This is a genomic window from Arthrobacter sp. TmtSoilC79, from assembly GCF_059739405.1.
This window is the reverse complement of record NZ_AP046051.1, coordinates 346,777-369,501: the sequence shown is the minus strand read 5'-3', so window position 1 is coordinate 369,501 and position 22,725 is coordinate 346,777. Positions and strand designations below refer to the sequence as shown.

At 61.8% G+C, this 22,725-nt stretch carries 19 protein-coding genes; 13 read left to right on the top strand and 6 right to left on the bottom strand.

Going from position 1 to position 22,725, the window contains the following annotated elements; translation table 11 throughout:
- Positions 1–215: 215 nt before the first annotated feature.
- Positions 216–824: a TetR/AcrR family transcriptional regulator gene (locus tag AC6JA3_RS01800; RefSeq protein WP_026542974.1), complete on the bottom strand. Its 609-nt coding sequence runs from the start codon at positions 822–824 to the stop codon at positions 216–218.
- Between the two features lie 219 nt (positions 825–1,043).
- Here AC6JA3_RS01800 and AC6JA3_RS01795 point away from each other — a divergent pair, with 219 nt between their 5' ends.
- From AC6JA3_RS01795 to AC6JA3_RS01770, 6 genes are all read left to right on the top strand, one after another.
- A complete protein-coding gene (locus tag AC6JA3_RS01795; RefSeq protein WP_026542975.1) occupies positions 1,044–2,171 on the top strand; it encodes an FG-GAP repeat domain-containing protein in 1,128 nt (375 codons plus the stop codon).
- Positions 2,172–2,222: 51 nt separating this feature from the next.
- On the top strand, positions 2,223–3,371 hold the full coding sequence (locus tag AC6JA3_RS01790; protein WP_347782437.1) for an FG-GAP repeat domain-containing protein: 1,149 nt from the start codon (positions 2,223–2,225) through the stop codon (positions 3,369–3,371).
- Positions 3,372–3,386: 15 nt separating this feature from the next.
- Complete coding sequence (locus AC6JA3_RS01785; protein ID WP_051421685.1) at positions 3,387–5,240, top strand: FG-GAP-like repeat-containing protein; 1,854 nt, start codon at positions 3,387–3,389, stop codon at positions 5,238–5,240.
- Between the two features lie 213 nt (positions 5,241–5,453).
- The gene (locus AC6JA3_RS01780; protein WP_051421686.1) at positions 5,454–7,601 is read left to right on the top strand and encodes an FG-GAP-like repeat-containing protein; all 2,148 of its coding nucleotides are present in this window, start codon (positions 5,454–5,456) and stop codon (positions 7,599–7,601) included.
- A 67-nt stretch (positions 7,602–7,668) separates the two neighbouring features.
- Positions 7,669–9,501, top strand: a complete 1,833-nt coding sequence (locus tag AC6JA3_RS01775) for an FG-GAP-like repeat-containing protein (RefSeq protein WP_162150862.1) — start codon at positions 7,669–7,671, stop codon at positions 9,499–9,501.
- Between the two features lie 35 nt (positions 9,502–9,536).
- Entirely contained in the window at positions 9,537–10,790 is a 1,254-nt protein-coding gene (locus AC6JA3_RS01770; protein ID WP_155854657.1) for an FG-GAP-like repeat-containing protein, read from the top strand.
- A gap of 2 nt (positions 10,791–10,792) precedes the next feature.
- Here AC6JA3_RS01770 and AC6JA3_RS01765 read toward each other — a convergent pair whose 3' ends face one another.
- Positions 10,793–12,097: an MFS transporter gene (locus tag AC6JA3_RS01765; protein ID WP_026542979.1), complete on the bottom strand. Its 1,305-nt coding sequence runs from the start codon at positions 12,095–12,097 to the stop codon at positions 10,793–10,795.
- 158 nt (positions 12,098–12,255) lie between these two features.
- Here AC6JA3_RS01765 and rraA point away from each other — a divergent pair, with 158 nt between their 5' ends.
- The 3 genes from rraA to AC6JA3_RS01750 all read left to right on the top strand — a co-directional run bounded on the left by rraA (position 12,256) and on the right by AC6JA3_RS01750 (position 16,345).
- Entirely contained in the window at positions 12,256–12,729 is a 474-nt protein-coding gene (gene rraA / locus AC6JA3_RS01760; protein WP_026542980.1) for a ribonuclease E activity regulator RraA, read from the top strand.
- 132 nt (positions 12,730–12,861) lie between these two features.
- Positions 12,862–14,514: an MDR family MFS transporter gene (locus AC6JA3_RS01755; protein WP_026542981.1), complete on the top strand. Its 1,653-nt coding sequence runs from the start codon at positions 12,862–12,864 to the stop codon at positions 14,512–14,514.
- Between the two features lie 361 nt (positions 14,515–14,875).
- Positions 14,876–16,345, top strand: a complete 1,470-nt coding sequence (locus tag AC6JA3_RS01750; RefSeq protein WP_347782435.1) for a sugar porter family MFS transporter — start codon at positions 14,876–14,878, stop codon at positions 16,343–16,345.
- Positions 16,346–16,442: 97 nt separating this feature from the next.
- Here AC6JA3_RS01750 and AC6JA3_RS01745 read toward each other — a convergent pair whose 3' ends face one another.
- The 4 genes from AC6JA3_RS01745 to AC6JA3_RS01730 all read right to left on the bottom strand — a co-directional run bounded on the left by AC6JA3_RS01745 (position 16,443) and on the right by AC6JA3_RS01730 (position 20,304).
- Positions 16,443–17,681, bottom strand: coding sequence for an MFS transporter (locus AC6JA3_RS01745; RefSeq protein WP_026542983.1), 1,239 nt, complete (start codon positions 17,679–17,681; stop codon positions 16,443–16,445).
- Positions 17,682–17,727: 46 nt separating this feature from the next.
- Entirely contained in the window at positions 17,728–18,168 is a 441-nt protein-coding gene (locus tag AC6JA3_RS01740) for a MarR family winged helix-turn-helix transcriptional regulator (RefSeq protein ID WP_026548469.1), read from the bottom strand.
- Positions 18,169–18,202: 34 nt separating this feature from the next.
- Positions 18,203–19,651, bottom strand: a complete 1,449-nt coding sequence (locus AC6JA3_RS01735) for an HNH endonuclease (RefSeq protein WP_043433471.1) — start codon at positions 19,649–19,651, stop codon at positions 18,203–18,205.
- Positions 19,652–19,797: 146 nt separating this feature from the next.
- Complete coding sequence (locus tag AC6JA3_RS01730; RefSeq protein ID WP_347782434.1) at positions 19,798–20,304, bottom strand: GNAT family N-acetyltransferase; 507 nt, start codon at positions 20,302–20,304, stop codon at positions 19,798–19,800.
- Positions 20,305–20,416: 112 nt separating this feature from the next.
- Between AC6JA3_RS01730 and AC6JA3_RS01725 the strand changes: the two genes are divergently transcribed.
- Genes AC6JA3_RS01725 through AC6JA3_RS01710 form a run of 4 tightly spaced genes read left to right on the top strand, consistent with a single transcriptional unit; the run spans position 20,417 to position 22,684 of the window.
- On the top strand, positions 20,417–20,746 hold the full coding sequence (locus tag AC6JA3_RS01725) for a PadR family transcriptional regulator (protein WP_026542986.1): 330 nt from the start codon (positions 20,417–20,419) through the stop codon (positions 20,744–20,746).
- Positions 20,747–20,748: 2 nt separating this feature from the next.
- Positions 20,749–21,114, top strand: coding sequence for a DUF1048 domain-containing protein (locus AC6JA3_RS01720; protein ID WP_026542987.1), 366 nt, complete (start codon positions 20,749–20,751; stop codon positions 21,112–21,114).
- The gene (locus tag AC6JA3_RS01715; protein ID WP_043433473.1) at positions 21,111–21,926 is read left to right on the top strand and encodes an ABC transporter ATP-binding protein; all 816 of its coding nucleotides are present in this window, start codon (positions 21,111–21,113) and stop codon (positions 21,924–21,926) included. The genes AC6JA3_RS01720 and AC6JA3_RS01715 overlap by 4 nt, the downstream gene beginning before the upstream one ends.
- Positions 21,923–22,684 carry an ABC transporter permease gene (locus AC6JA3_RS01710; protein ID WP_026548472.1) on the top strand — a complete coding sequence of 254 codons (762 nt, stop codon included), beginning with the start codon at positions 21,923–21,925 and terminating at the stop codon, positions 22,682–22,684. Before AC6JA3_RS01715 ends, AC6JA3_RS01710 begins: the two co-directional genes overlap by 4 nt.
- Positions 22,685–22,725: the final 41 nt, after the last annotated feature.

Here is a 22,725-nt window from a genome sequence, read left to right as displayed (position 1 = left end):
CGGACCAAGGATGGCTGGTCCGGCGTTGCTTCTGCAGATAGGGGGCTGCTAGCCGCTTCGGTGTTTCCAGCCTAAGGAGCGTGAAGGGGTACAAGATTCAATACCAAGAGAGACGATTCGAGAGTAAAACGTTCAACCAGCACCAAATGTGATCTACGTCATGCAAAAAAGCGTGTTCTTGGCAACTTCCGGTCTAGACCAGCAGGCGCCGGACCTCATTCGCCGGTCAGCAGGGAACAGGCTTTCTTCAGATCCTTCTCAGCCTCAAAAAGGGAGAGGCGACGGCACCGCACCGCTTGGACCAACCCACTGACCAGGTGCAGCAGGATACGGGCACGCACGGAGTCCTTGCCGGGGTCCTTGCTGAGCGAGCCCACCACTTCCTCGGACAGCGCATCAATCTCCCGCAAAAGCTGCGCCGTGTCATCGTCCTTGCCGGCAGGACGGATGAGGCAGTGCTCCACACCGGGCTGCATGACCCTCAGGTGGAAGATCTCCATCATCAAACCGGCCAGCGCATGCCCTTTGCCTTCGCGGCGACGGACGCCATCCCGGAGCTCCCGCAACTGCTGCCTGTACACGGCCAGCATCAAATGGGCTGTTGAGGGAAAGTAGCGGTAGAGCGTGCCAAGGGGTATGTCAGCCCGGGCCGCGACGTCGGAGAGGCTCAAGGTATCAAACTGCCGCTGGGCAAACCCTTCCGCCGTTTTCAGGATGCGGGCATAGCGCAGCTGCTGCCGCGGGGTGGTAGGCGCGGCAGCCATACGGGGCAACCCCGAGGTCAGGTCAAGGGAATACGGTTCCAGTGAGTTTGAGGCGGGCATTTCCGGCGATCTCCTGGCAGGCTGACAAGGAAACGGCCGGCTGGGGTCAAGGACCCGCGGCTGGCCGATCGCATCAATGATACGGGAGCTAAATGATCGTTTCCTGAGAGCCCGGCACCCACGAAAGCACCCACGCCGCTCCCACCCATTGGCACTCCACGCACATACACTGCATGCAGGTCTGGAGCCCAACCGGGCACACACGGGAGGAACGCACATATGGGGACATTTCGACGCCGGATGGCAGCGGCGCTGCTGACCGCCGCTGTGGCGGCCATGGCACTTGGTCCCCTGCCGGCGTCGGCCGCCCAAAACAGCGGACCCGATCCCGTCCTCAGCGGAAAAGCGTTCGTCGGCGAGAAGCTGACAGCCGACATCGGCCCGTACACGTTCTACGGATGCGGGGGCGGGAAAGGCCCTGACTTCACCATCTACTGGACCCGGGACGGATTCCTGGTGGCCGGCGAGACGGCACGGACCTATGCCCTCCAGCCCGACGACACCGGCGCCCGGATGGCTGCCCACGTGACCGCCAGCAAGACGGCCTGCGGCGGCGAATCGTTGCACAGCGACGAAACCAAACCCGTTGGCGCGGCCAACCGGGCAGCCGGGTTCACGGGCAGGAGCTATGAGCTGCTGGCCCGCGGCACCGACGGCGCGTTGCAGCTTTACGGCCGCAAGGGCACCGCTTGGGAGGCGGCGCGGACGGTTGGCTGGGGATGGAACATCTTCAACCTGACGTTCTCCCCGGGCGACTTCGACGGCGACGGCAAGGGCGATGTGATCGCACGGGACGCTGCAGGAACCCTGTACCTTTACGCCGGGGATGGAACCGGCGGCTGGAAACCGGCCCAAACCATCGGCAAGGGCTGGAACGTGTTCGACACCATCGTCAGCCCCGGCGACTTCAACGGCGATGGCAACAATGACGTCCTGGCCCGTGAACCGGGCGGCGCCCTGTACCTCTACCCGGGAAATGGTTCCGGAGGCTGGTTGGCGCGTACCGCCGTCGGGCAGGGCTGGCAGATGATGGATGCGCTGCTGACGCCGGGAGACTTCAACGGCGACGGAAACGTGGACGTGCTGGCACGGGACCGCAGCGGTTACCTCTACTTCTATGGGGGCAACGGTGCCGGCGGCTGGACCAGGTCATGGCTGATCGGGGTTGGATGGAACGCGCTGAAAGCAGCGGGTGCCGCCGGCGACTTCGACAACGACGGTTTCAACGATGTCTACGGCGTGGACCAGCAAGGCCGTTTGGTGATCTACTACGGCAACGGGCGGACAGGATGGCGGACCTCCGAGGTCGTCGGTAATGGTTGGGGCGCTTTCACAGCCATCTTCTAGAGAAATCCCAGCCGCGGTAGAATTGGCCGCATAAAGTCTGGGGAGGACATCATGAACGCACCAACGCGCCCTACGTCAGGTGTGCGCCGGGTTGTGGCTGGCATAGCAGCGGCGGTCGTCGCCGCAATCGCCTTCGCGCCGGCACCAGCCATGGCAACCATGGACCCTTCGGATCCCGTAATTCATGGAGCGCCGTTTGTCGGCTCAACGCTCACGCTTGAGATCGACCCCGCCTCCTACCGTGGTTGCGGCGCCGCCGCAGGCCCGGACTACGGCATTTACTGGACCCGCGACGGCGTTCGGGCCCAGGACCACTCGGCATGGTGGACTTACACGCTCGATGAATCCGATCGCGGCAAGACCATCGCCGCCCACGTGGTGGCCAGCCAGAACGGGTGCGAGCCGCTGGAAGTCTCCAGCGAAGAGACCGCCCCGATCTCCGCTTCCAACAGGGCGAACGGCTTCACGGGGCGGGGCGCCTACGAACTGCTCGCCCGCCGCACCGACGGCACCCTGATGATGTATCCGCGCCTGAACAATGCCTGGGAAGCCCCGCGCACCGTTGGGCCGGGCTGGAACGGCTTCGGAACGGTGGTCTCCCCCGGCGACTTCACCGGTGACGGGGCCAACGACATCCTTGCCAAGGACTCCGCAGGCAACCTTTTCCTCTATGCAGGAAACGGCGACGGCGGTTTCCTCGCCGGCCGCCAGGCAGGCAGCGGCTGGAACGCCTTCACCTCGATCGTTGCACCCGGCGACTTCAACGGTGACGGCACCAACGACGTCCTGGCCCGCGACTCCAGCGGCCTCCTGTACCTCTACCCGGGCAACGGCAAGGGCGGCTGGCTCAGCCGTTCCGTAGTGGGCAGCGGCTGGAACGCCGTCAACAACATCATCACCCCCGGCGACTTCAACGGCGACCACAACGTCGACATCCTGGCACGGGACGCCGCCGGGGCCTTGCGCCTCTACAAAGGCAACGGAGCAGGCGGCTGGGCCGGCATGAGCGTGGTTGGCCAGGGCTGGGGCGCCATGTCCACCATCGGCGCGGCCGGCGACATTGACGGAAACGGCAACGTAGACGTCTACGCGGTGGACGGCTCGGGTCAACTGCTCGCCTACTACGGCGACGGCGACGGCGGCTGGAACGGTGCCGCTGCCATCGGCTGGGGCTGGGGCGGGTTCAACGCAGTCTTCTAAGGATTGGGGGATTCCATGACACTTCGTTCTGCCGTTCTTTCTTCACAGCAGCCCATGCGGCGTGGTTTCCATCTCCTGCTGGCAGTACTCCTGTGCGCCGCCCTTGCCATAGCGGTTCCGCCGCCGGGTGCCCGTGCAGCAGGTCCGGCACCCCTCCCCACCGTCGTAACGCGGACATCACCGGCAACCGTGGTTCCCGGCAATATCATCTCCCTGTCCTTCACCCTCAGCGGTCCGGCCCAGGAAGTCGGATTCGCCTACGTCAACGAGGACACGTTGGAGCAGGCCATCCTGTACGGCCCCACCAGCCAGGCGCCAGGACCCTACAGTGCACAGGCCAAAGTTCCGGTCAACGGAAGTGCCTTTAAACGAACCGGCCGGTACAAGCTCCTCAGCGTCAATATTGTGCTTCCCGCCGGGCAGGGCTCCGTGCGCTATGGCCGCGATGGCAACATCCTCTCCATCAGCCAAGGCCTCGAAGCGCCGACACAGCGGCCGGGGGCCCTGGACGGCGTTGACTTCGCCGTCAACAACCCCGGATTCCCGCTCGTGGACAACCCCAACACCAAGCCGCCAGTGGTATCCGGGGTGGCCCGCTACGACCAGGTTCTCACCACGGACAACGGCGCGTGGACCTACCCTCCCACAGGATTCGCCTACCAGTGGCTGCGGAACGGCCAACCCATCTCCGGTGCCACCGCCAACAGCTACCGGGTAGCCGAAGCCGACCTGGACCAGACACTGTCCGTGCGGGTCACAGCCACCCGGGCAGGCTACCGGGCCGTGTCGGCATCCTCCCTGCCGCTCACGCCCACCTCCCCCATCACCGCCACTGCCCCCGCGCTCCAAGGCAAGCTGACCGTCGGCGAGAAACTCACGGGTGTCTTCAACGAGGCCAGCGTCTCCACCGGAACAGCCGGCGGCACCGCCAGCGTCAAGTACGAATGGGTGCGCAACGGTACCCCCATTAATGGCGCCACCGCCAAAACCTATACGTTGACCGCGGCCGACCGTGGCGCCGTCGTCGGCTTCCGTGCACTGGTCCAGGCCGGGAATCCGGCCACTGCCACGCGGCCCTTTACCGTGTACAGCCGGACCGTGGTGCGGAACAAGGCCCACACTGCAGGATTCGACGCCGGTACCTCCTTTGACCTGTTCGCCCGGAACGCCGCGGCGAACCTTCTGCTGTACCCGACGGACGGCGCCGGACGCTGGCAAACGGCGAAAACCATCGGATACGGCTGGGACGTCTTCGATCTTGTGCTCAACGCCGGCGACTTCAACGGGGACGGGTTCAACGACGTCCTGGCACGCGACGATTCAGGCACACTCTTCCTCTATCCGGGCAACGGTACCGGCGGATGGCTTCCCCGCAAGGCAGTCGGGTGGGGTTGGGACGTCTTCGACTCCGTCATCGCTGCCGGTGACTTCTCAGGAGACGGCGCCAACGACCTCCTGGCACGCACACCGGCAGGAGCTTTGGTCCTCTACCCCGGCAACGGATCCGGCGGCTTCCGCTCCCCGGGCGCAGTGGGCCAAGGCTGGGATGCCCTCAGCCAGGTCTTCTCCCCCGGCGACTTCGACGGCGACGGCAACCCCGACGTCATGGGCCGCGACAGTGCCGGCAACCTCAGGCTCTACGGCGGGAACGGCAGCGGCGGCTGGACCACCGCGCGGGCCATCGGCACCGGCTGGAACGTCATGCCGCGCATCGGCGGTGCGGGCGACTTCAATGGCGACGGCGTCAACGACGTCTGGGCCATCGACTCCGCCGGCCAACTGAACATGTACTACGGCAACGGCAGCGGCAGCTGGAAAGGTGCCGGCGTTGTGGGTTGGGGCTGGGGCGGGTTCACTGCGGTGTTCTAAGCCGAAATTGGTTGAGTTTGGGGTTTGACGCACGACACATTTGAGCGAATAACGATAATCCAATCCCAATAGCTGTACCCGGTGGAGCCGGGCTGTATCCTCATCTCAATTGGCCTCGACAGGCCGCTCTGGTCTGCACCAATTGGGGGAATTTTGGGGTCTCATTCTGCTCTGCGCTTTCGTGCTGCGTCTTCGGTGGTGCGAGCGCTCCTCATGGCGCTGGTTTTTACGTTGGCATTCGTCGTCTTGACCCCCATTTCGCCCGCCGTGGCGGCCACGCCTATCCTCTCGACTTTTGCGCGGACCTCCCCTGCAACGGTCGACGCCGGTGCACCAGTCAGTTTCAACTTCACGACTTCCGTGGCGGTCAAGCGTGTTGAGGTGGGGCTTCGGAGTACTGCGGGAACGCACACTCTTGCGTGGACCGCTCCCGCGGGTGCCAGAGCAGGCACGGTGGCGGGCGTCGCTGCAGCCTCCTCTTGGCCCAATGGCACGATCGAGGTCAGCTACGTCCAGGTGATCACCACCGTAGGGGCGTCGCAGGTCTATTACCGAGGCGGAAGTGTCTACCCACCTGGCACAGGAACCTCCCCCTTCGGTGATCCAGCAACACAGGACTTCAAGATCAAGAACCCGATGTTGCCCTACATAGCGCCCGTTCCTACATCGTTCCTGCCGGCCAAAGCCACGTTCGGACCAGGACAGACCGCAGGGGTGCAGGTCAAGCTCTCCCAACTTGCCCAGGCGGTCCGGCTGGTCTATCGGGATGCTTCCGAAGTCACTACTTTTGAACTCGCGTGGGCCGGCAATCCCGCCCCGGGCCCCCAGACCGTCACGGCTACCGGAGCGGTCACTGCTGCCCAAGCATCCGGTAAGTACACCCTGGAGCGCGTGGAGGTTTCCTACTTCGACGGTTTAGCTAAAGACAGCTACATACGTGACGGCTCACTGGAGCGGACCTCGACCGTTCCGTTAGGAACCGCCGCGCGGGCGGCACTTTCTACCGGTGACTTCACAGTGAACAACCCAGCGAAGGTACTCCAGAAGCTGGTCCCAACGGTAGCGCCGAGTATATCGGGGGATCTGGTTCCCAACACCGTCCTCCGCATCCAACGGGGCACCTGGCCGGCCGAACCAACCTTTTCAAACTTCCAGTGGTACCGGAACGGTTCCCCCATCGATTACGAAATCGAAGATGAGTACCAGTCCAACATGTATTCCGATCCCGCAAACATGATCTGGGCGAACATGTTGGTACGGGCCCCGGGCTACCTGCCTACGGCTGCCGCTACCCATGCTTTCGGGCCGATGCCCCGAAACGTCTCGATATTGAACCTGCACATCACCGGTGATGCGTCCGTGGGAGGCCATCTTTGGCTGGACCATGGCCCCGCCAGCGTGGACCCTGTTGGAGGACAAGCGAGCTACACCTATGTCTGGAAGCGCAACGGCACCCCAATTCCTGGCGCGACGTCCCGGGATTACAGACCGAGCCTTGCCGACAAGGGCACCATCATCACAGCCGGAGTCACTGCCCGGTTCGACGCCGGCTCTGCAGGCAGCTCGGTGGTGGACCTGGTTGGCACACTCGCAAATAAAACGCGGGGAAAGGGTTTTAACGGGGACGGCACAGGGGATATCTTCGCCAGGGATGGTGGCGGCAATCTCTGGCTTTATCCCAGCAATGGACAAGGCGGCTGGCTGACAGCGCAGAAAATAGGTCAGGGCTGGAACGGGTTCAACTCCCTTCTTTCACCGGGCGACTTTGACGGGGATGGCAACGTGGACGTCATTGCGCGCGATGGAGCAGGGCGACTCTACCTCTACCAAGGCAACGGACAGGGTGGCTGGCTGCGCTCGTTCCAGATCGGCCAAGGCTGGGGTGGCATGAAGGATATCGTGGCGCCGGGCGACTTCAACGGTGACGGCACCGCAGACCTGATTGCCCGGGATGCTTCGAACACGATGGTGATGTATCCCGGGAACGGACGTGGTGGCTTCCTGACCCCCTACACGCTTAGTGGTGGTTGGAGCGAGTTCGATACTTTTGTCTCACCGTCGTCACGATCAATTTTTGCCCGCGACAACCGCGGGGAGCTCAGAGCCTACGGCGGATCCGGCAACGGATACTTCTACGACAACAGTTGGACTCCGAATGCCTTCAGTGCCTACGCAGGCCACGGCTGGGAGACTTTCAGCCGCATCGGAGCACCCGGGGATTTTGACAGCGATGGGGTCCCGGAGGTGTACGGGATTCACCCGGATGGGCGATTGACCATGTTCTATGGCTTAGGCCATATCGCATTGAAGCGTCAGGCCACCATTGGCTGGGGCTGGAATGCATTCACTGCTGTCTTCTAGGCAACGACCTCATGCTGATATTCACTTCACATCCCCGGGGGACCAATTGATCACAACCAAGGCAGCCATGCCTGGACGAAAGCGCACAGTGCGCCGGCTACTTGCCCTGCTGATGGGATTGGCCATGTCAGCAGCCATGCTTGCACCCACAGTTGCACTGACGGCTGCTCCGGCGGCCGCCGCCGAGGAGCCAGTACCGCTGTTTACCTCTATCAAGCCCCTGTCTCCGGCCTCCGTGGTTCCAGGAGCCAAAGTGCAGATCAACTTCACCCTGTCACAGCGGGCTCAGCGAGTGGTTTTCACCTATTCGGACGAATCGTTGGTGACGAAACACGACGTCGAGTGGTCCGGAACGCCGGCTGCCGGAACTTTGAACGCAACAGCTTCGCTGACAGTCACGGGAGATGCGTTCTTCGACGGACCACACAAACTCCAAGAGGTCCGTGTCACCTACGGTTCGGAGTCGTGGACTTACTCCCGGAACTTCACGGGCACTTACAAGTTGCCCGTTTCGTGGGAAACGCTTGACTTCACTGTGAGCAATCCAGTCAAGAAGCTGGCACCGAACAGCAACATCTCGCTTCCAACCCTTGGAATCCAGAAGGGCTCGGGGTTTGACAGATGGAATTACGAAGTCGGCTACGGGGCGTGGGCGGTCCAGCCTACCTCCTACGTATTCAGTTGGTACCGCGACGGTGTCCTCGACAGCTCCTATGAGGGGATAAACGGCTGGTTCAACGTCAGCCGGGGCCTCGCCGGCACGGGCTCGGGCCTGACCCTGAAACTGACCGCATTGGTGCAAGGCCATCATGCCGAAACTGTAGAGAGCAGGCCGTTCTTCCTGGCATCGGCCGCAAGCCCCTCCATCGTTGGCTTCCCCGCTGTTAAGACAACCTCAAAGGCTGTATTTGACCCGACCACCATTCAAGGGTTGCCAGCGGGTGCTAAGCCGACTGTGAGCTATCAGTGGCTGCTGAACTATACCGAAGCTATCCCTGGAGCGACGGGAGCCACGTACACACCTAAACCCTCGGACGCAGGCAAACAACTCGGGGTCGCGGCGATCATCAGTTACGACGGAAGCATTGTAGGAATATCCCCCAGCGGCAACCCGGTGCCCGTAAGGTACCAGTCGTTGATGAGGGACTTCGACGGTGATGCGAAGCCCGATGTTTTCACCAGGAAACCTAATGGGACTCTCACCCTCTTCTCCGGTGGCTCTTACGGCACCTTCCAGAACGGAAGCAAGGACGTGGGCTGGGGATGGGGAAGCTTCACTTCATTGGTTTCTCCTGGCGACTTCGACGGGGACGGCGCCATGGACGTTATGGCCCGCGACAAGTCGGGACAGCTATGGCTATACCGGGGAGACGGGCGCGGGGGCTGGCTTGGTTCCTCGGTCATTGGAACCGGGTGGGCCGGTTTCAGTGAAATCATCCCCGCCAGTGACTTCAATGGTGACGGCACCAGCGACGTCCTGGCCCGCGACACCCAAGGCCGGCTCTTCCTTTACCCAGGCAACGGACGAGGCGGGTGGCTGGCTGCGGCACAGGTGGGTCAGGGATGGCAGGGCTTCAACAAGGTGTTCACCCCTGGCGACTTCAACGGAGACGGCGTCTCGGACTTCCTTGGGCGCGCAACGGACGGCAGGCTGCTCGCCTACTACCCGGATGGCAAGGGGGGCTGGCTATCTTCGAAGGTATTGCAGGGGAACTACGCCTCCAGTCTTTTCATGGGCGGCCTGGGCGGCTTCAACTCGTCCGATCGCTTTAATTACTTCTTTAGCGTCACCGACCAAGGTGTCTTCAAAACCGAGCAAATGACCACGGAACAATATAGCTACTACCGCCAAACTCAAGAGCCCGGAACCGGCTGGGGCTACTTGACCGCCGTGTTCTAAACCCGTTTACCGACTATCCGTCCCCGGGGGGAATCTTGAACCTTGCACTTGCCCTTCCACTGTCCAAGGCCAGCCGCCAGCAGCGTTTCCTGCGCATGGTGACCGCAACGGTGCTGGCAGCGGTCATGTCTGCTCCTATGCTCGCTGCCCCTGCCCAGGCTGCGCTCCCCTTGAATGCCGGTGACCGCGCATCGACTGCGCTTTCGGCTGCGGTCCGGCCGGTTTACATGGGACAACCGCAGCTCAATGGCGATCCCACAGTTGGTGGCCTCCTGAAGGCGGAGCTAGGCGGGTACGCTCCATTTGTTGTTCCGGCGGGTGGCACGCCGTCCTTCTCTTATAGATGGACCCGGGACGGTCAAACCGTCCCCGGAGCCACCGGCTCAACATATCGGGCCACAGCTGCGGACCTCGGCCGCGTGATCGCCGTTTTTGTCACTGTCTCCTACGACGCCGAATCCCGGCTCACCCTGCAAGCAGACTATCCGCTGCGAATTGCGGCGAAACCCCGGGCCCGGGGATTCAATGGCGATGACACTTTGGATATCTTTGCCCGCGACGCCGCGGGCCGACTCCTTCTGTATCCCACTGATGGCCGGGGCAATTGGCGTTCAGCCCAAATACTTGGTACCGGATGGAACGTCTTCAATATCTTGTTCTCTCCCGGCGACTTTGACGGTGACGGCACCGTGGATGTCATAGGTCGTGACTCCCAGGGAAGACTTTTCCTCTACCAAGGCAACGGGACAGGTGGCTGGAAGAAGTCATTCCAGATCGGCCAGGGCTGGCAGGGCTTCAAGACCGTCTCTGCTGCGGGAGACTTCAACGGAGACGGAAGTAACGACCTCATAGTGGTGGATCAATGGCATCAAGCCATCCTCTACCCTGGCAACGGCCACGGCGGATTCCTTCAGGCCTACGGCGTGGACACCTACTGGATTAACAATGATCCGGTCTTTACCGTGGGCCACTTCGGCGGGAAGAACAACCTCGGGATCGTCTCCCGCAATTATGGCTACCTCAGGCTTCGCGAGGCGAGCCGGAGTGGCCGGTTGGACGGCAGCACTTCGGACATTGGCTGGGGATTTGGTGATTTCCCGTTTGTGGGTTCGGCGGGCGACTTCAACGGTGACGGCAACGTGGATGTTTACAGCGTCGACACCGCAGGACGACTCACTATGTACTACAGCAAAGGCTCCGACTACTTGAACAGCGGTCAACCTTGGATCCGATGGTATGGACAATCCACGGTCGGCTGGGGTTGGGGTGGCTTCACCGCCGTGTTCTAGGCCTAATCCACGCTCTTGATCTTCACCACGAACACGGCACCCAAAAGCCCGATGACTGCGGCGGCTACGTACAGCGAGATGTAGCCGCCCCAGTAGGCCACAAATGGGAACGCAATCAATGGGGCTATCACTTGGGGCAGCGAGTTCGCGATGTTGATGATGCCCAGGTCCCGGCCCCGGTCCAATGCTGTCGGCAGGACCTGTGTGATCAGCGCGAAGTCCACGGCGAGGTAGGCTCCGAACCCGATTCCCAGCACCGCCGCACCGGCAAGTCCGCCGATCCAAGTGGGAGCAAAAGCGAGGATCAGCGACGCTGCAGCGATGATGACGGATGAGGCGATGACCAAAGGTTTCCGCTTGCCCATCCTGTCGCTCAACCGCCCACCCACAACGCTGGTGATGATGACGGTGACTGCATACAGGCCGGTGAGAATGAGAACGCCGAACTCAGGCTTGATACCCTCGGTCTCCTCCAGATGTACAGCATCGCTGAGGAAGAAGAGCAGATACAGCGTGACCATGTGGTTGCCCGTACTGACCAACAACCTGGTCAGCCACGCCCAGGCGAAGTCCGGATAACGTTTGGGCGAAACCCAGAAGCCCTTGAGGAATTCAGCCAGCTTGAACGCGGAGCGGTCGCCTGGCGACAGGGGTTGGTCATCGCTCTTGAAAAGATAAAGCACGACGCCGGCCAGCAGCGCTGCTGCGCACACCCAGTAACCAGCAGCGAAGTTACCTGCGACGACGGCAGCGATCACTGCGCCGACGAGGATACCTACTGTCTGGCCCATGGCCGCCAAACCGCCAACGGTTCCGCGCTGGGGAACCGGAACCCGGTCCGGCACGGCCGCCGTAATTGCCGAGTACATGGCGTTGGCTCCGGCCTGCACCAGGCACCAAAGCAATGTCATGACGGCAACGTTGGGAGCCCCTGCAAGGGCAACCAGCGCGACTGCTCCAAGGATGGCACCCATCAGGACCCAGGGCACACGGCGGCCGAAGCGTGAAGTAGTGCGGTCGCTGAAGGCGCCGAACAAGGGGTTTGCCACCATGGAAACTGCCGCACCACAGCCAGTGACCAATGCCAGGATCGCTTCCTTCTGGCCATCATCAAAGTGGGCTGCCTGCTGGCCCAGCAGAACCTGCAGGGGGCCGAAGAATGCAGCGTTAATGCCGAGGTTGACCAGCACCACTCCTGTGACCCAGAGCGGCCGCACTGGTACCACCGGTTCGGCAAGCGCCGTAGTGGTACCGCCACGGACGACGGCAGGATCCGGCACCGGACCCGGCAAGTCGGACAAGCTCATGGCAGGTTCCCCCTCATTTTGGATGTTCGGATTCAGCCTAACGCGGCAAAGCGTCACTGGGTCGCCGTCGGGCTCTTTATCCACATAGGCCTGTAAAGCCCTGCTTTAGCCCCCGGGTGCGCGTTAGTGTGGCCTCACAGCGATTGAGGAGAAGCACCGTGAGTGATCAAGTAAATACAGCCGATCTCTACGACGAGCGTGGAGAGGAACTGGAGTCCATAGCGGTCCAGTTCCAGAACCTGGGTGGCCATACCCACTTCAGTGGCCCGGTGCGCACTATCCGGTGCTTCGAAGACAATGCCTTGGTGAAGACCGTCCTCAACACCCCCGGCGAAGGGGCCGTGCTGGTCGTTGACGGCCAGGCTTCACTCCGCACGGCGCTTATGGGGGACCTCATCGCCGCCAGTGCTGTAGAAAACGGCTGGTCCGGCGTAGTGATCAACGGGGCCATCAGGGATCGGGAAGCCATCGCCCGCCTGCCACTGGGCGTCAAGGCACTGGGTAGCAACCCCAAGAAGAGTGCCAAGACAGGCGTTGGAGAGGTGGACGTGGAGCTGATCATTGATCGCGTCCGCATCCAACCCGGGGTGATGATCTACTGCGATCCGGACGGCATCCTGATCGAGCGCTGACTCTTCCGCGGACTCCGACTTAGAGGGAAAGTTGAAGAAATATTCTCCCAGCGGGAATCAACCTGGCAGTAAGATAGTTACTGAAAGCAACTATCCTGCTTAATCCACTTTTCTGCCACCTCTGGAGAAGATATGTCCAAAACCACGCCCGTTCGGGCCGCCGGTGAGGTCTTGACCCATCGTCAGACACTCACCGTCATGGTGGGACTCATGCTCGGCATGTTCCTGTCCTCGCTGGATCAGACCATCGTGTCCACGTCCATCTACACCATTGCCAACGACCTCGATGGCCTTTCGCTTCAGGCATGGGCAACCACTGCGTACTTGATCACTTCAACAGTGAGCACGCCCCTGTACGGAAAGCTGAGCGACATCTTCGGTCGTCGCCCGCTGTACCTCGTGGCTATCGTCATCTTCCTGGCAGGCTCCCTTTACGCGGGATCGGTTCACTCCATGACCGAGTTGGCGATTGCCCGCGGCATCCAAGGACTCGGCGCCGGTGGTTTGCTCGCCTTGGCGTTGACCATCATCGGCGACATCGTTGCTTTGAAGGATAGGGCCAAGTACCAGGGCTACTTCATGTCGGTGTTCGGCATTTCTTCCGTGCTGGGCCCGGTGATCGGCGGTGCCTTCGCAGGATCCTCCAATATCCTCGGCTTCGACGGCTGGCGCTGGGTGTTCTTCATTAACCTGCCCATCGGGCTGGCTGCCCTTGTAGTGGTCTTCATGTATCTGCACCTGCCCGCCAGGCATGTAAAGCAAAAGATCGACTATTGGGGTGCTGCCGCAATCACGTTGGCTATTGTTCCGCTGCTGTTGGTGGCAGAACAAGGCCGGACCTGGGGTTGGTCATCCGCCGGATCGTGGCTCTGCTACGGACTGGGCGTCATCGGCATCGTGTCATTCCTGCTCGCTGAGAAGCGTGCCGGAGACTACGCGCTGATCCCGTTGCGGCTCTTCAAGAACACCACGTTTGGGCTCTCTTCCCTGCTGAACTTCATCATCGGCATCGGCATGTTCGGCGCCATCGCCATGCTTCCCATGTACTTGCAGCTGGTCAAGGGCCTCACACCCACCGAGGCCGGCCTGATGATGATCACCTTTACTGTGGGCATCCTGTTCGGGTCCATCTCTGCCGGCCGCACCATCTCCTCGTCGGGTGTTTACAGGATCTTCCCGATCCTGGGCACGGCTATCCTGGCTGGCGCGGCTACCGTCATGGGGCTGGTTCTGGGAGTCGATACAGGGTTGTGGGTCCCCGGCCTGATCGCTGTATTCTTCGGCGTCGGATTGGGCTTCTGCATGCAGCCGCTGACGCTCGCCATGCAGGTCTCCGTTCCACCGAAGGACATGGGCGTTGGCACCTCCACGGCTGCGTTCTTCCGCTCCATGGGCGGCGCGGTAGGCACAGCCGTGTTCATCTCGATGCTGTTCAGCACCGCGGCTGACAAGATCGCCGACGGCATGAAGACCGCAGCAGCCAGCCCGGACTACCAAGCGGTCATGCGTGACCCTGCCGTGGCTTCGGACCCCGCCAACGCCAAGCTCTTTGACTTCTTCAAGAACGGCGCCAACAACGAGTCCCTCAACGACACCAGTTGGCTCCACTCGGCGAACAGCACACTCACCCGGCCAATCACGGAAGGCTTCGCCCAGGCCATCGATGTGGTGATGCTTACCGCCGCGGGGCTCATGATTGTTGCCTTCCTGATCAGCTTTGCATTGCCCAATAAGAAGCTCACGGATCCCAAGGCCGCAGCCAAGGATTCAGTACCGGCGCACTAGCAAAACTAAAAGCGATTTACCCTCGGCGCCTTTTCCGGTGCTGAAGTCAACGGCAGGCAGCCCTCGGGCTGCCTGCCGTCTTCACACCCGGCTTGTCGCACCCCTTCTGCGTTCAAGTACTTACACGACGGGCTCGCTGTCTCCCTTGGCGAAGAGCTGCAGTCGGCTCTCAGCCGGCTCTCAGCTGCCGAACAGGCGCTGTTGTGTTCATAACCTGAATGCATGTAGCGTCCGTCACTTGACTGGAACTGTGGCGATATGACGTGCCACACTGTGTAGCGCGAGTGCACCGGCGTCCCTGTCGGACAGCCGACGACGTCCCGCACTTCGCTCCCACACCACCGTTCCCCAAGGGAGACCCATGTCCAGTTCCAGCACCGAAGGCGCGCCCCCAGTTTCACGGAAGGTGATCGGCCTGGCCGTCGCCGGCGCAGTGGGCGGCTTCCTCTTCGGTTTCGATTCTTCTGTGGTCAACGGTGCCGTTGATGCGATGGCGGACGAATTCGTCATGAGCGAGGCCCTGACCGGATTTGCTGTAGCTGTCGCACTGCTGGGCTGTGCTGCCGGTGCCTACTTTGCCGGCAAGATTGCCGACCGCTACGGACGCATCCCGGCCATGAAGATCGGCGCCCTGCTCTTCCTGGTGAGCGCCATCGGCACAGGCCTTGCCTTCAGCGTGTGGGACCTGATCTTCTGGCGGCTCGTCGGCGGCCTGGGCATCGGCCTCGCCTCTGTCATTGCTCCCGCCTATATCTCCGAGATCTCGCCCCGACACGTCCGCGGCCGCTTGGCTTCACTCCAGCAGCTTGCGATCACCACCGGTATTTTTGCCGCACTCCTTTCCGATGCAGTGCTGGCGAACTCGGCCGGCGGCGCGGGAGGTACGTTGTGGTTCGGCACCGAGGCGTGGCGCTGGATGTTCATCGCCTGCGCCATACCTGCAGCAGTGTACGGATGGATCGCCTTCCGCTTGCCCGAGTCCCCTCACTTCCTGGTACTCAACGGTAAGGAAGACCAAGCCCGCACCATCTTCAACAAGCTCATCCCCGGTGACGATATAGAACGGCACATCCGCGAGATCCGCGAATCCATCCAGCAGGAAAAGTTGTCCACCAAGAAGGGCTCCTTGCGTGGCAACCGATTCGGCCTGCTGCCTGTGGTCTGGATCGGCATTATCCTTTCCGTTTTGCAGCAGTTCGTTGGAATCAACGTCATCTTCTATTACTCCACCACCCTGTGGAAGGCTGTCGGGTTCCAGGAAAAGGACTCACTCACCATCTCTGTGGCCACGTCCGTCACCAATATCCTGGTAACTCTCGTAGCCATCGCACTGGTGGACCGCATTGGCCGGCGGCCCATTCTGCTCACCGGATCCATCGGCATGGCCGTTTCACTTGGCGTCATGGCGCTGGCTTTCTCGTCTGCCACCGGGACGGGATCGGAAATCACCCTTCCCGGCGCCTGGGGCCCTGTTGCCTTGGTGGCCGCCAACGTATTTGTGATCAGCTTTGGCGCCTCATGGGGTCCGCTCGTATGGGTTCTGTTGGGCGAGATCTTCCCGTCCCGCATTCGCGCCCGCGCCCTGGGCCTGGCCGCCGCTGCACAGTGGATCGCCAACTTCGCCATCACCCTTAGCTTCCCCATCATGGCGGCTGGTTCGCTGCCACTGACGTACGCCATGTACGCGGCATTCGCGGCGGCGTCGTTCTTCTTCGTGATGTTCAAGGTTCCCGAGACCAACGGCATGTCCCTGGAGCAAGCCGAGACACTGTTCGTTGCCAAGGGGGCGCCTGTTGCTCCGCTGCCGGTAGCCTCCGACGAACCAAAGTAAAGCAAACGAAGCCCGGCGGATTGATTCCGCCGGGCTTCGTTTTGTTTAAGGGTTGTGTTCTAAGTCCTGCTTCGGATGCAGGGCCTCACCGCAGTGATCACACCAAGTGCGGCTCGTGCGATTTCAGGTATGCCCGCCCTCCAAAAGCGATGAGGATGGCGATGACCATGGCAACAGCGCCGGCAAAGAACGGAACCTGGGGTCCGAAGTGCTCGCCGAGCTGCGCCGCAGCGAACGGGGCCAAAGCTCCACCCATCCAGCGCACAAAGTTGTAGCCTGCGGAAGCAACAGGTCGCGGTGAGTCTGAGACACCCATGGCAAGTTCTGTGTAGACCGTGTTGTTGATGCCCAGCAGGGCACCGGCCACGATGACGAACACGACGACGGCAGTCACCGAGTGCCCTGCGGCCAGTCCCAACCCCACGAGGTCGAGCATGAGGACGGCCAACGTACCCGTCAGGACCTTCACGGCACCGAAGCGCTTCTGCAGAACGGGAGCAACGAATACCGAGAAGACGGCCACGGCCACACCCCAGCCAAAGAACACTCCCCCGATACCGTAGGCATCCATGCCCAGGATGAAGGGCGTGAAAGCGAGGATGGTGAAGAAGCCGTAGTTATAGAAAAGCGCGCTGGCTGCGGTGGTGCGAAGGCCCTTATGTCCAAGCGCCAGGAGCGGGTCCCGGAGACGGGACTTCTTGGCCGGAGCGGGCGTTTTTGGCAACAATGCCAGCAGGGCGATGAATGCAGCGGCCATGAGGACTGCCGTACCGAAGAAGGGCGCCCTCCACTGCCAGCCGCCAAGGAGCGCACCAAGCAATGGGCCGAGTGAGATGCCAAGGCCCAGGGCTGCTTCATAGAGGATGATGGCCGTGCCGGTCCCACCGCTGGCTACACCAACGATCACGGCAAGGGCCGTGGCCACGAACAGGGCGTTGCCGAGACCCCACCCTGCGCGGAAGCCCACCAATTGTTCGACGCTTCCGGAGAGCCCCGACAACGACGCGAACACCACGATGATCGCCAACCCGATCAACAGGGTCTTCTTGCCCCCGATCCTTGAGGAGACAAAGCCGCTGATCAGCATGGCAATGGCTGTCACCAGGAAGTAACTGGTGAAGAGAAGGGAGACCTCACTGGTGGACGCTTCAAGGTTCTTGGCGATCGCGGGCAAGATGGGGTCCACGAGCCCGATGCCCATAAACGCGAAGACGGCCGCGAGCGCTGTGGCCCACACTGCCTTCGGCTGCTTAAGGAAGGAAGCTTTCTCAGCCTCCAGCGTGGTTTCGATTGTTGTTTCGGCGCTTGCTGAAGCGTCAGCCAACTGGCGTGACATTCAATGGCTCCTTGCGTGCTGGGTTTTTCTAGTCGTGATGGATTACTCAGTTCTGGAATGAACTGTTGAGCTTGGCGATGACTGGCAATGCTGCGGCGAGATGCTCGATTTCGTCGCCGCTGAGGCCTTTGAGCAGTTCTGCCACCATGGCGTTGCGCCGCTGGTTGGCAAACCCGACGGCGGCCGTCCCTGCCTCGGTGATGACTACCTGGACTGCGCGGGAATCATCGGGATCCTGCTGTCTGGTGACCAGGCCGGCACGCTCGAGCTTGATGATCTGCTCGGTAGCACTGGGAACTTTGATGCCCAGGTTCTTGGCGATATCACCAACGCGAAGGCCACCATCTGAAGTCATGGACAGCAGGCTGAGTTGGGCAGCGGTAAGGTCACCTTCAGGATCAAGGCGGCGGAACATGTAAACGCCAAGCCGCAGTGACTCACGGAATTCCTGCGCGAGTTCCAGTAGCCGGGGATCAAAGGAGTTCATACTTAGGTAGCCTAACAGTTAGGGTACCTAAATATCAAGCGACGGGCCCCTGCTGCCCACCGTGCCCCGGGAGCGGCGGTGCCGATGAACGGTACCCATGCCCGGTGGGCGTCCTGACCTCCAACGTGTGAACTTCTCCGGACACCTGCTTTGCCATCCATCCAGGGTTTTCCTTGGTGTGATTGCAGGCTTCACAGAGCCCGGCGCCATTGCCCACGGTGGTGGTCCCTCCTGAATGCCACGGGACGACGTGATCGATGTGCCGGATGGGAGCGTCACAGTAGGGCGTGCGGCATATGTCATCGCGGACTTCAACGAAACGCCTCAGTCTCGGCGGGAACAGTCGAGCCTTCGAGTCCATGGTGAGCAGCTCACCCGAGGACGGGGCCGTATAGAGGCGGCGAACCCACACATTAAATTCCGCATCTTGGGCCGGGGGTGCCATCCGGGGTGGCAGCACACGGCCACCCGGCTCACTGGCCCGCGCTGTATGCCCTTCGTTGGTCACGCGCGTCATTTTCCCTACCGCTTCCGAGGCAGCTTCGCCGGCGCCAACCAGGGCTCTGGCCCAGGCTGCCGGCACTATTCCATAGCCCTTGAGTCGGGCAGGCTCGCTGTCACCTTGCAACAGGGTGCGGTCCGTCATGATGAGCTCGAGGTCGACGCCGGCGATCCCACCACGTCTCCCGGTGACCCGCTCGACGAGGGCGTCTGCCATAACCTGGGCCCGGGTCCGGGACTCGCCACCGGAGCGGGAAGAGTCGGCTTTTCGACTGAGTGCGGCCCAGATGGCCACCCCTTGGGCAACGGGAAGCAATGCCGTGAGGTAGGTCATGGCGTCCGGTGCCGGCCGGAGGCTGACCATCCGCCCAGTGGCAGCCTGAGTTGCGCGTTGGGCGACAGAACGGGGATCGCGCCGGTAGGCGGCGGCTTTCACGGCAGCGATGATGGCTTTGTCGCCGGCGCCCTCGAAAGTACCCATATCAGGGGCGAGCTCCTCGTCTACGGAGCGCCGGTCCTCCACCGAGAGGCACGCCGTCTCTTTGACAAGCAAAGTGGCCCGCCACTCGTTGAGCTGGCCAGATTCCAAGGCGGCCATTGTGCGTGGCATTTCTGTCACCAGCGCGTTCGCCAGGCCAAGGAGACGGGATCCCCGGCTTGGCGACTCACGACGCGCCAAGGCAATCTGGGCTCCTGAACTCTGCCCCTGCTCCGAAGAAGGAACACCGGCAAGCGCCTGCTCGCGGCGTTGAGCGAGGTCGAAGGCCACGGCGGCACGGGCTTGGACTCCGGCGATGGCAGACTTCATATCCTCCAACCCACGCAGCTGATCAATCAGTTGAACGCTGGAAGAACCAAGGCGAACGCCTCCCAACAGTGCGATGAGGGCTGGGACGCCGAGCACCGTTTCACCGGCCTCGTTCCCCACCCCGGAGGCAATTGAACCGGGGTCCACTCCTTGCCGCTCTTGAATCTTCTCCATGCCCCAACCCTTCCAGCGGGCCTCCGGCCCCATAAGGGCGGAATCTCCCTATGTGGAAAACGGGCACCATGGAAAACGGGCACCATGGAAAACGGGCGCCGTGGAAAACAAGCAAGCGGTGGTTCACAAGCAAGCGACGCAGATAGTCACAGCGTCAGCTTCATGCCCTCATGGCTGGCGACAAACCCCAACCGATCGTAGAAACGGTGCGCCGCTACCCGCGATTTGTCCGTGGTCAGCTGCACCAGTGAGCAGCCCCGCTCCTGCGCCTGGTCAACGGCCCACTGGATCATGAGCGCCCCAACACCTTGGCCCCGGAGCGCATCAGCCACCCGGACGGCTTCGATCTGCGCACGCCAGGATCCCTTGCGCGACAAGCCCGGTAGGTAGCTCAGCTGGAACGTGGCCACCACCTCGCCAGCGAATTCGCCCACCACCAGAAGGTGGGCGGGATCGGCGTCGATCGCGTCAAAAGCCTGCTGGTAGGGCACTGGATCCTCAGTGTTTTCGCGGGTGGCACCCAACTGGTCGTCCACCAGCAGTTCAAGGATCCGGGGCAGGTCGCCTTTATGCGCCCGCCTAAGGGTGAAGGTTCCACCCTCGACGGCGGCGGTGAACAAGGCGGGCACGGTACCGGATGGAGTAGTCACCACCCCAGCATGCCACTTGGCAAAATAATTTCAGAACTCAGTGTTGCTAAGTACCGGTACTTAGTTTTACTATGTAGTGGTAGCTAGTAATACTGAGTAGCGAGGGAGGTGTCCGATGGGCAAGCAGATGACAGAGATGCTCAAAGGCACATTGGAGGGCATAGTCCTGGCCCTCCTGACCGGCAAGGCAGCGTATGGATACGAGATCACCACACTGCTCCGGGAGCAAGGATTCACCGAGATCGCTGAAGGCACCGTGTACGCGCTGCTGGTCAGGATCGAGCAAAAGGGGCTAGTGGACGTTGAGAAGCGTCCGTCCGAAAAAGGGCCGCCCCGCAAGGTCTACACGCTCAACGCGCAGGGCCAAAAAGAACTGAACGAATTCTGGAACACCTGGAGCTTCTTGTCCGGACGGATTGAAGAGCTCCGCAAGGAAGGAAAGTAACCATGGCAGCAAAATGGATCGAGCTGGTCACCGGATCACTCGAGCAGAAGAAGCAGTACAAGCAAGCCAAGGGCCGCATGGATGCACTGCCCGAGCCCTACCGGACCGTAGCGTCGGCCTTCAACCGGTACCTGATGTACTACGGCGGCGTCACCGACGGCGACACCATGGTCCAGATGTTCACGGACCTGGCAGACCTATGGGAAAGGGCTGCTATTGAAGGCACGCCGGTGACCGAAATGGTGGGCGAAGATCCGATCGAATTTGCCGAAACCTTCGCCCAGGCGTACGGCGGCAAGCGCTGGATCGACAAGGAACGCGAGCGCCTGAACAAGGCAATCGACAAGGCGAAAGAAGCGGAATCATGACTGCTGCGGCAATACAAGTAAAGGGCATCGAAAAGTCCTACAAGGACCTCCATGTACTCCGTGGAGTCGATTTCGAGGTAGCCCCCGGCAGCATCTTTGCCCTGCTGGGCTCCAACGGAGCGGGCAAGACCACCATGGTGAAAATCCTCTCTACGCTGCTGAAAGCGGACGCCGGCTCGGCCGCCGTCGAAGGCTTTGACGTTGCCGCCGAGTCGCTCCAGGTGAGGCAGTCCATCAGCCTCACCGGTCAGTTCGCCGCAGTGGATGAAGTCCTCTCCGGCAAGGAGAACCTGATCCTGGTGGCGAAACTCAGGCACTTGAAGAATCCGGGCGGAATAGCAGATGACCTGCTGGCCCGGTTCAGCCTCACCGAGGCCGGTCCCCGCAAGGTGGGAACGTACTCGGGCGGTATGCGTCGCCGCCTCGACATCGCCATGAGCCTGATCGGCGATCCGAAGGTGATCTTCCTGGATGAGCCAACCACCGGCCTCGACCCGGAAGCCCGCCTTGAGGTCTGGCAGATCGTCAAGAATCTCGCCCAACAGGGGACCACAGTCCTCCTCACCACGCAGTACCTGGACGAAGCCGAACAGCTTGCTGATCGGATTGCCATCCTCCATGAGGGGCGGATCATCGCCAACGGAACCCTGGCCGAACTCAAGCGCCTGTTGCCGCCGGCCAAAATCGAATACGTCGAGAAACAGCCGAGCCTGGAGGACATCTTCCTGGCACTGGTAGGCACCGGCGCCAGCACCAGCGCAGGCACCGGCACCCAAGCTGCCAGCCCCGAGTCAGTAAAGGACAGGTCATGAACACCCACTTCTTCGCAGACACCTCTGTCCTGCTGGGCCGTTCCATGCGGCACATCTTCCGGAGCGTGGACACCATCATCACCACCGCGATCACCCCGATCGCCCTGATGCTGCTGTTCGTCTACGTCTTCGGCGGGGCCATCAGGACGGACACGGACAACTACGTCAACTACCTGCTCCCGGGCATCATGCTGATTGCGATCGCGTCCGGCATCGCTTACACGGCCGTCCGCTTGTTTACGGACATGCAGAGTGGGATCTTCGAGCGGTTCCAGTCCATGCCGATCGCACGTTCATCGGTTCTTTGGGCCCACGTACTGACCTCGCTGGTGGCTAACGGCCTCTCGCTGGTGATCATCGTGGGGGTGGCACTCCTCATGGGTTTCCGCACCTCGGCCAATGTGCTGGACTGGCTGGCCGTGGCGGGCATTCTGGCACTCTTCACCCTGGCGCTGACGTGGATTGCCATCATCGCTGGCCTCTCAGCAAAGTCGGTGGACGGGGCGGGAGGATTCTCCTACCCGTTGATCTTCCTGCCTTTCATCAGTTCGGCATTCGTCCCCACGGAAACCATGCCCGGCCCGGTGCGCTGGTTCGCTGAAAACCAGCCGGTGACCTCAATCGTGAACACCATCCAGGACCTGTTCGCCCAGCGTCCGGTGGGTGGCGATATTTGGGTGGCCCTGGCGTGGTGCCTCGGGATCCTCGTTGTCTCCTACGCCTTTGCCACGGCAGCCTACAAGCGCCAGATCGCCTAGGCGCCGCGGCATCAGAAACAGCACCAAACCACGGCCTAAGC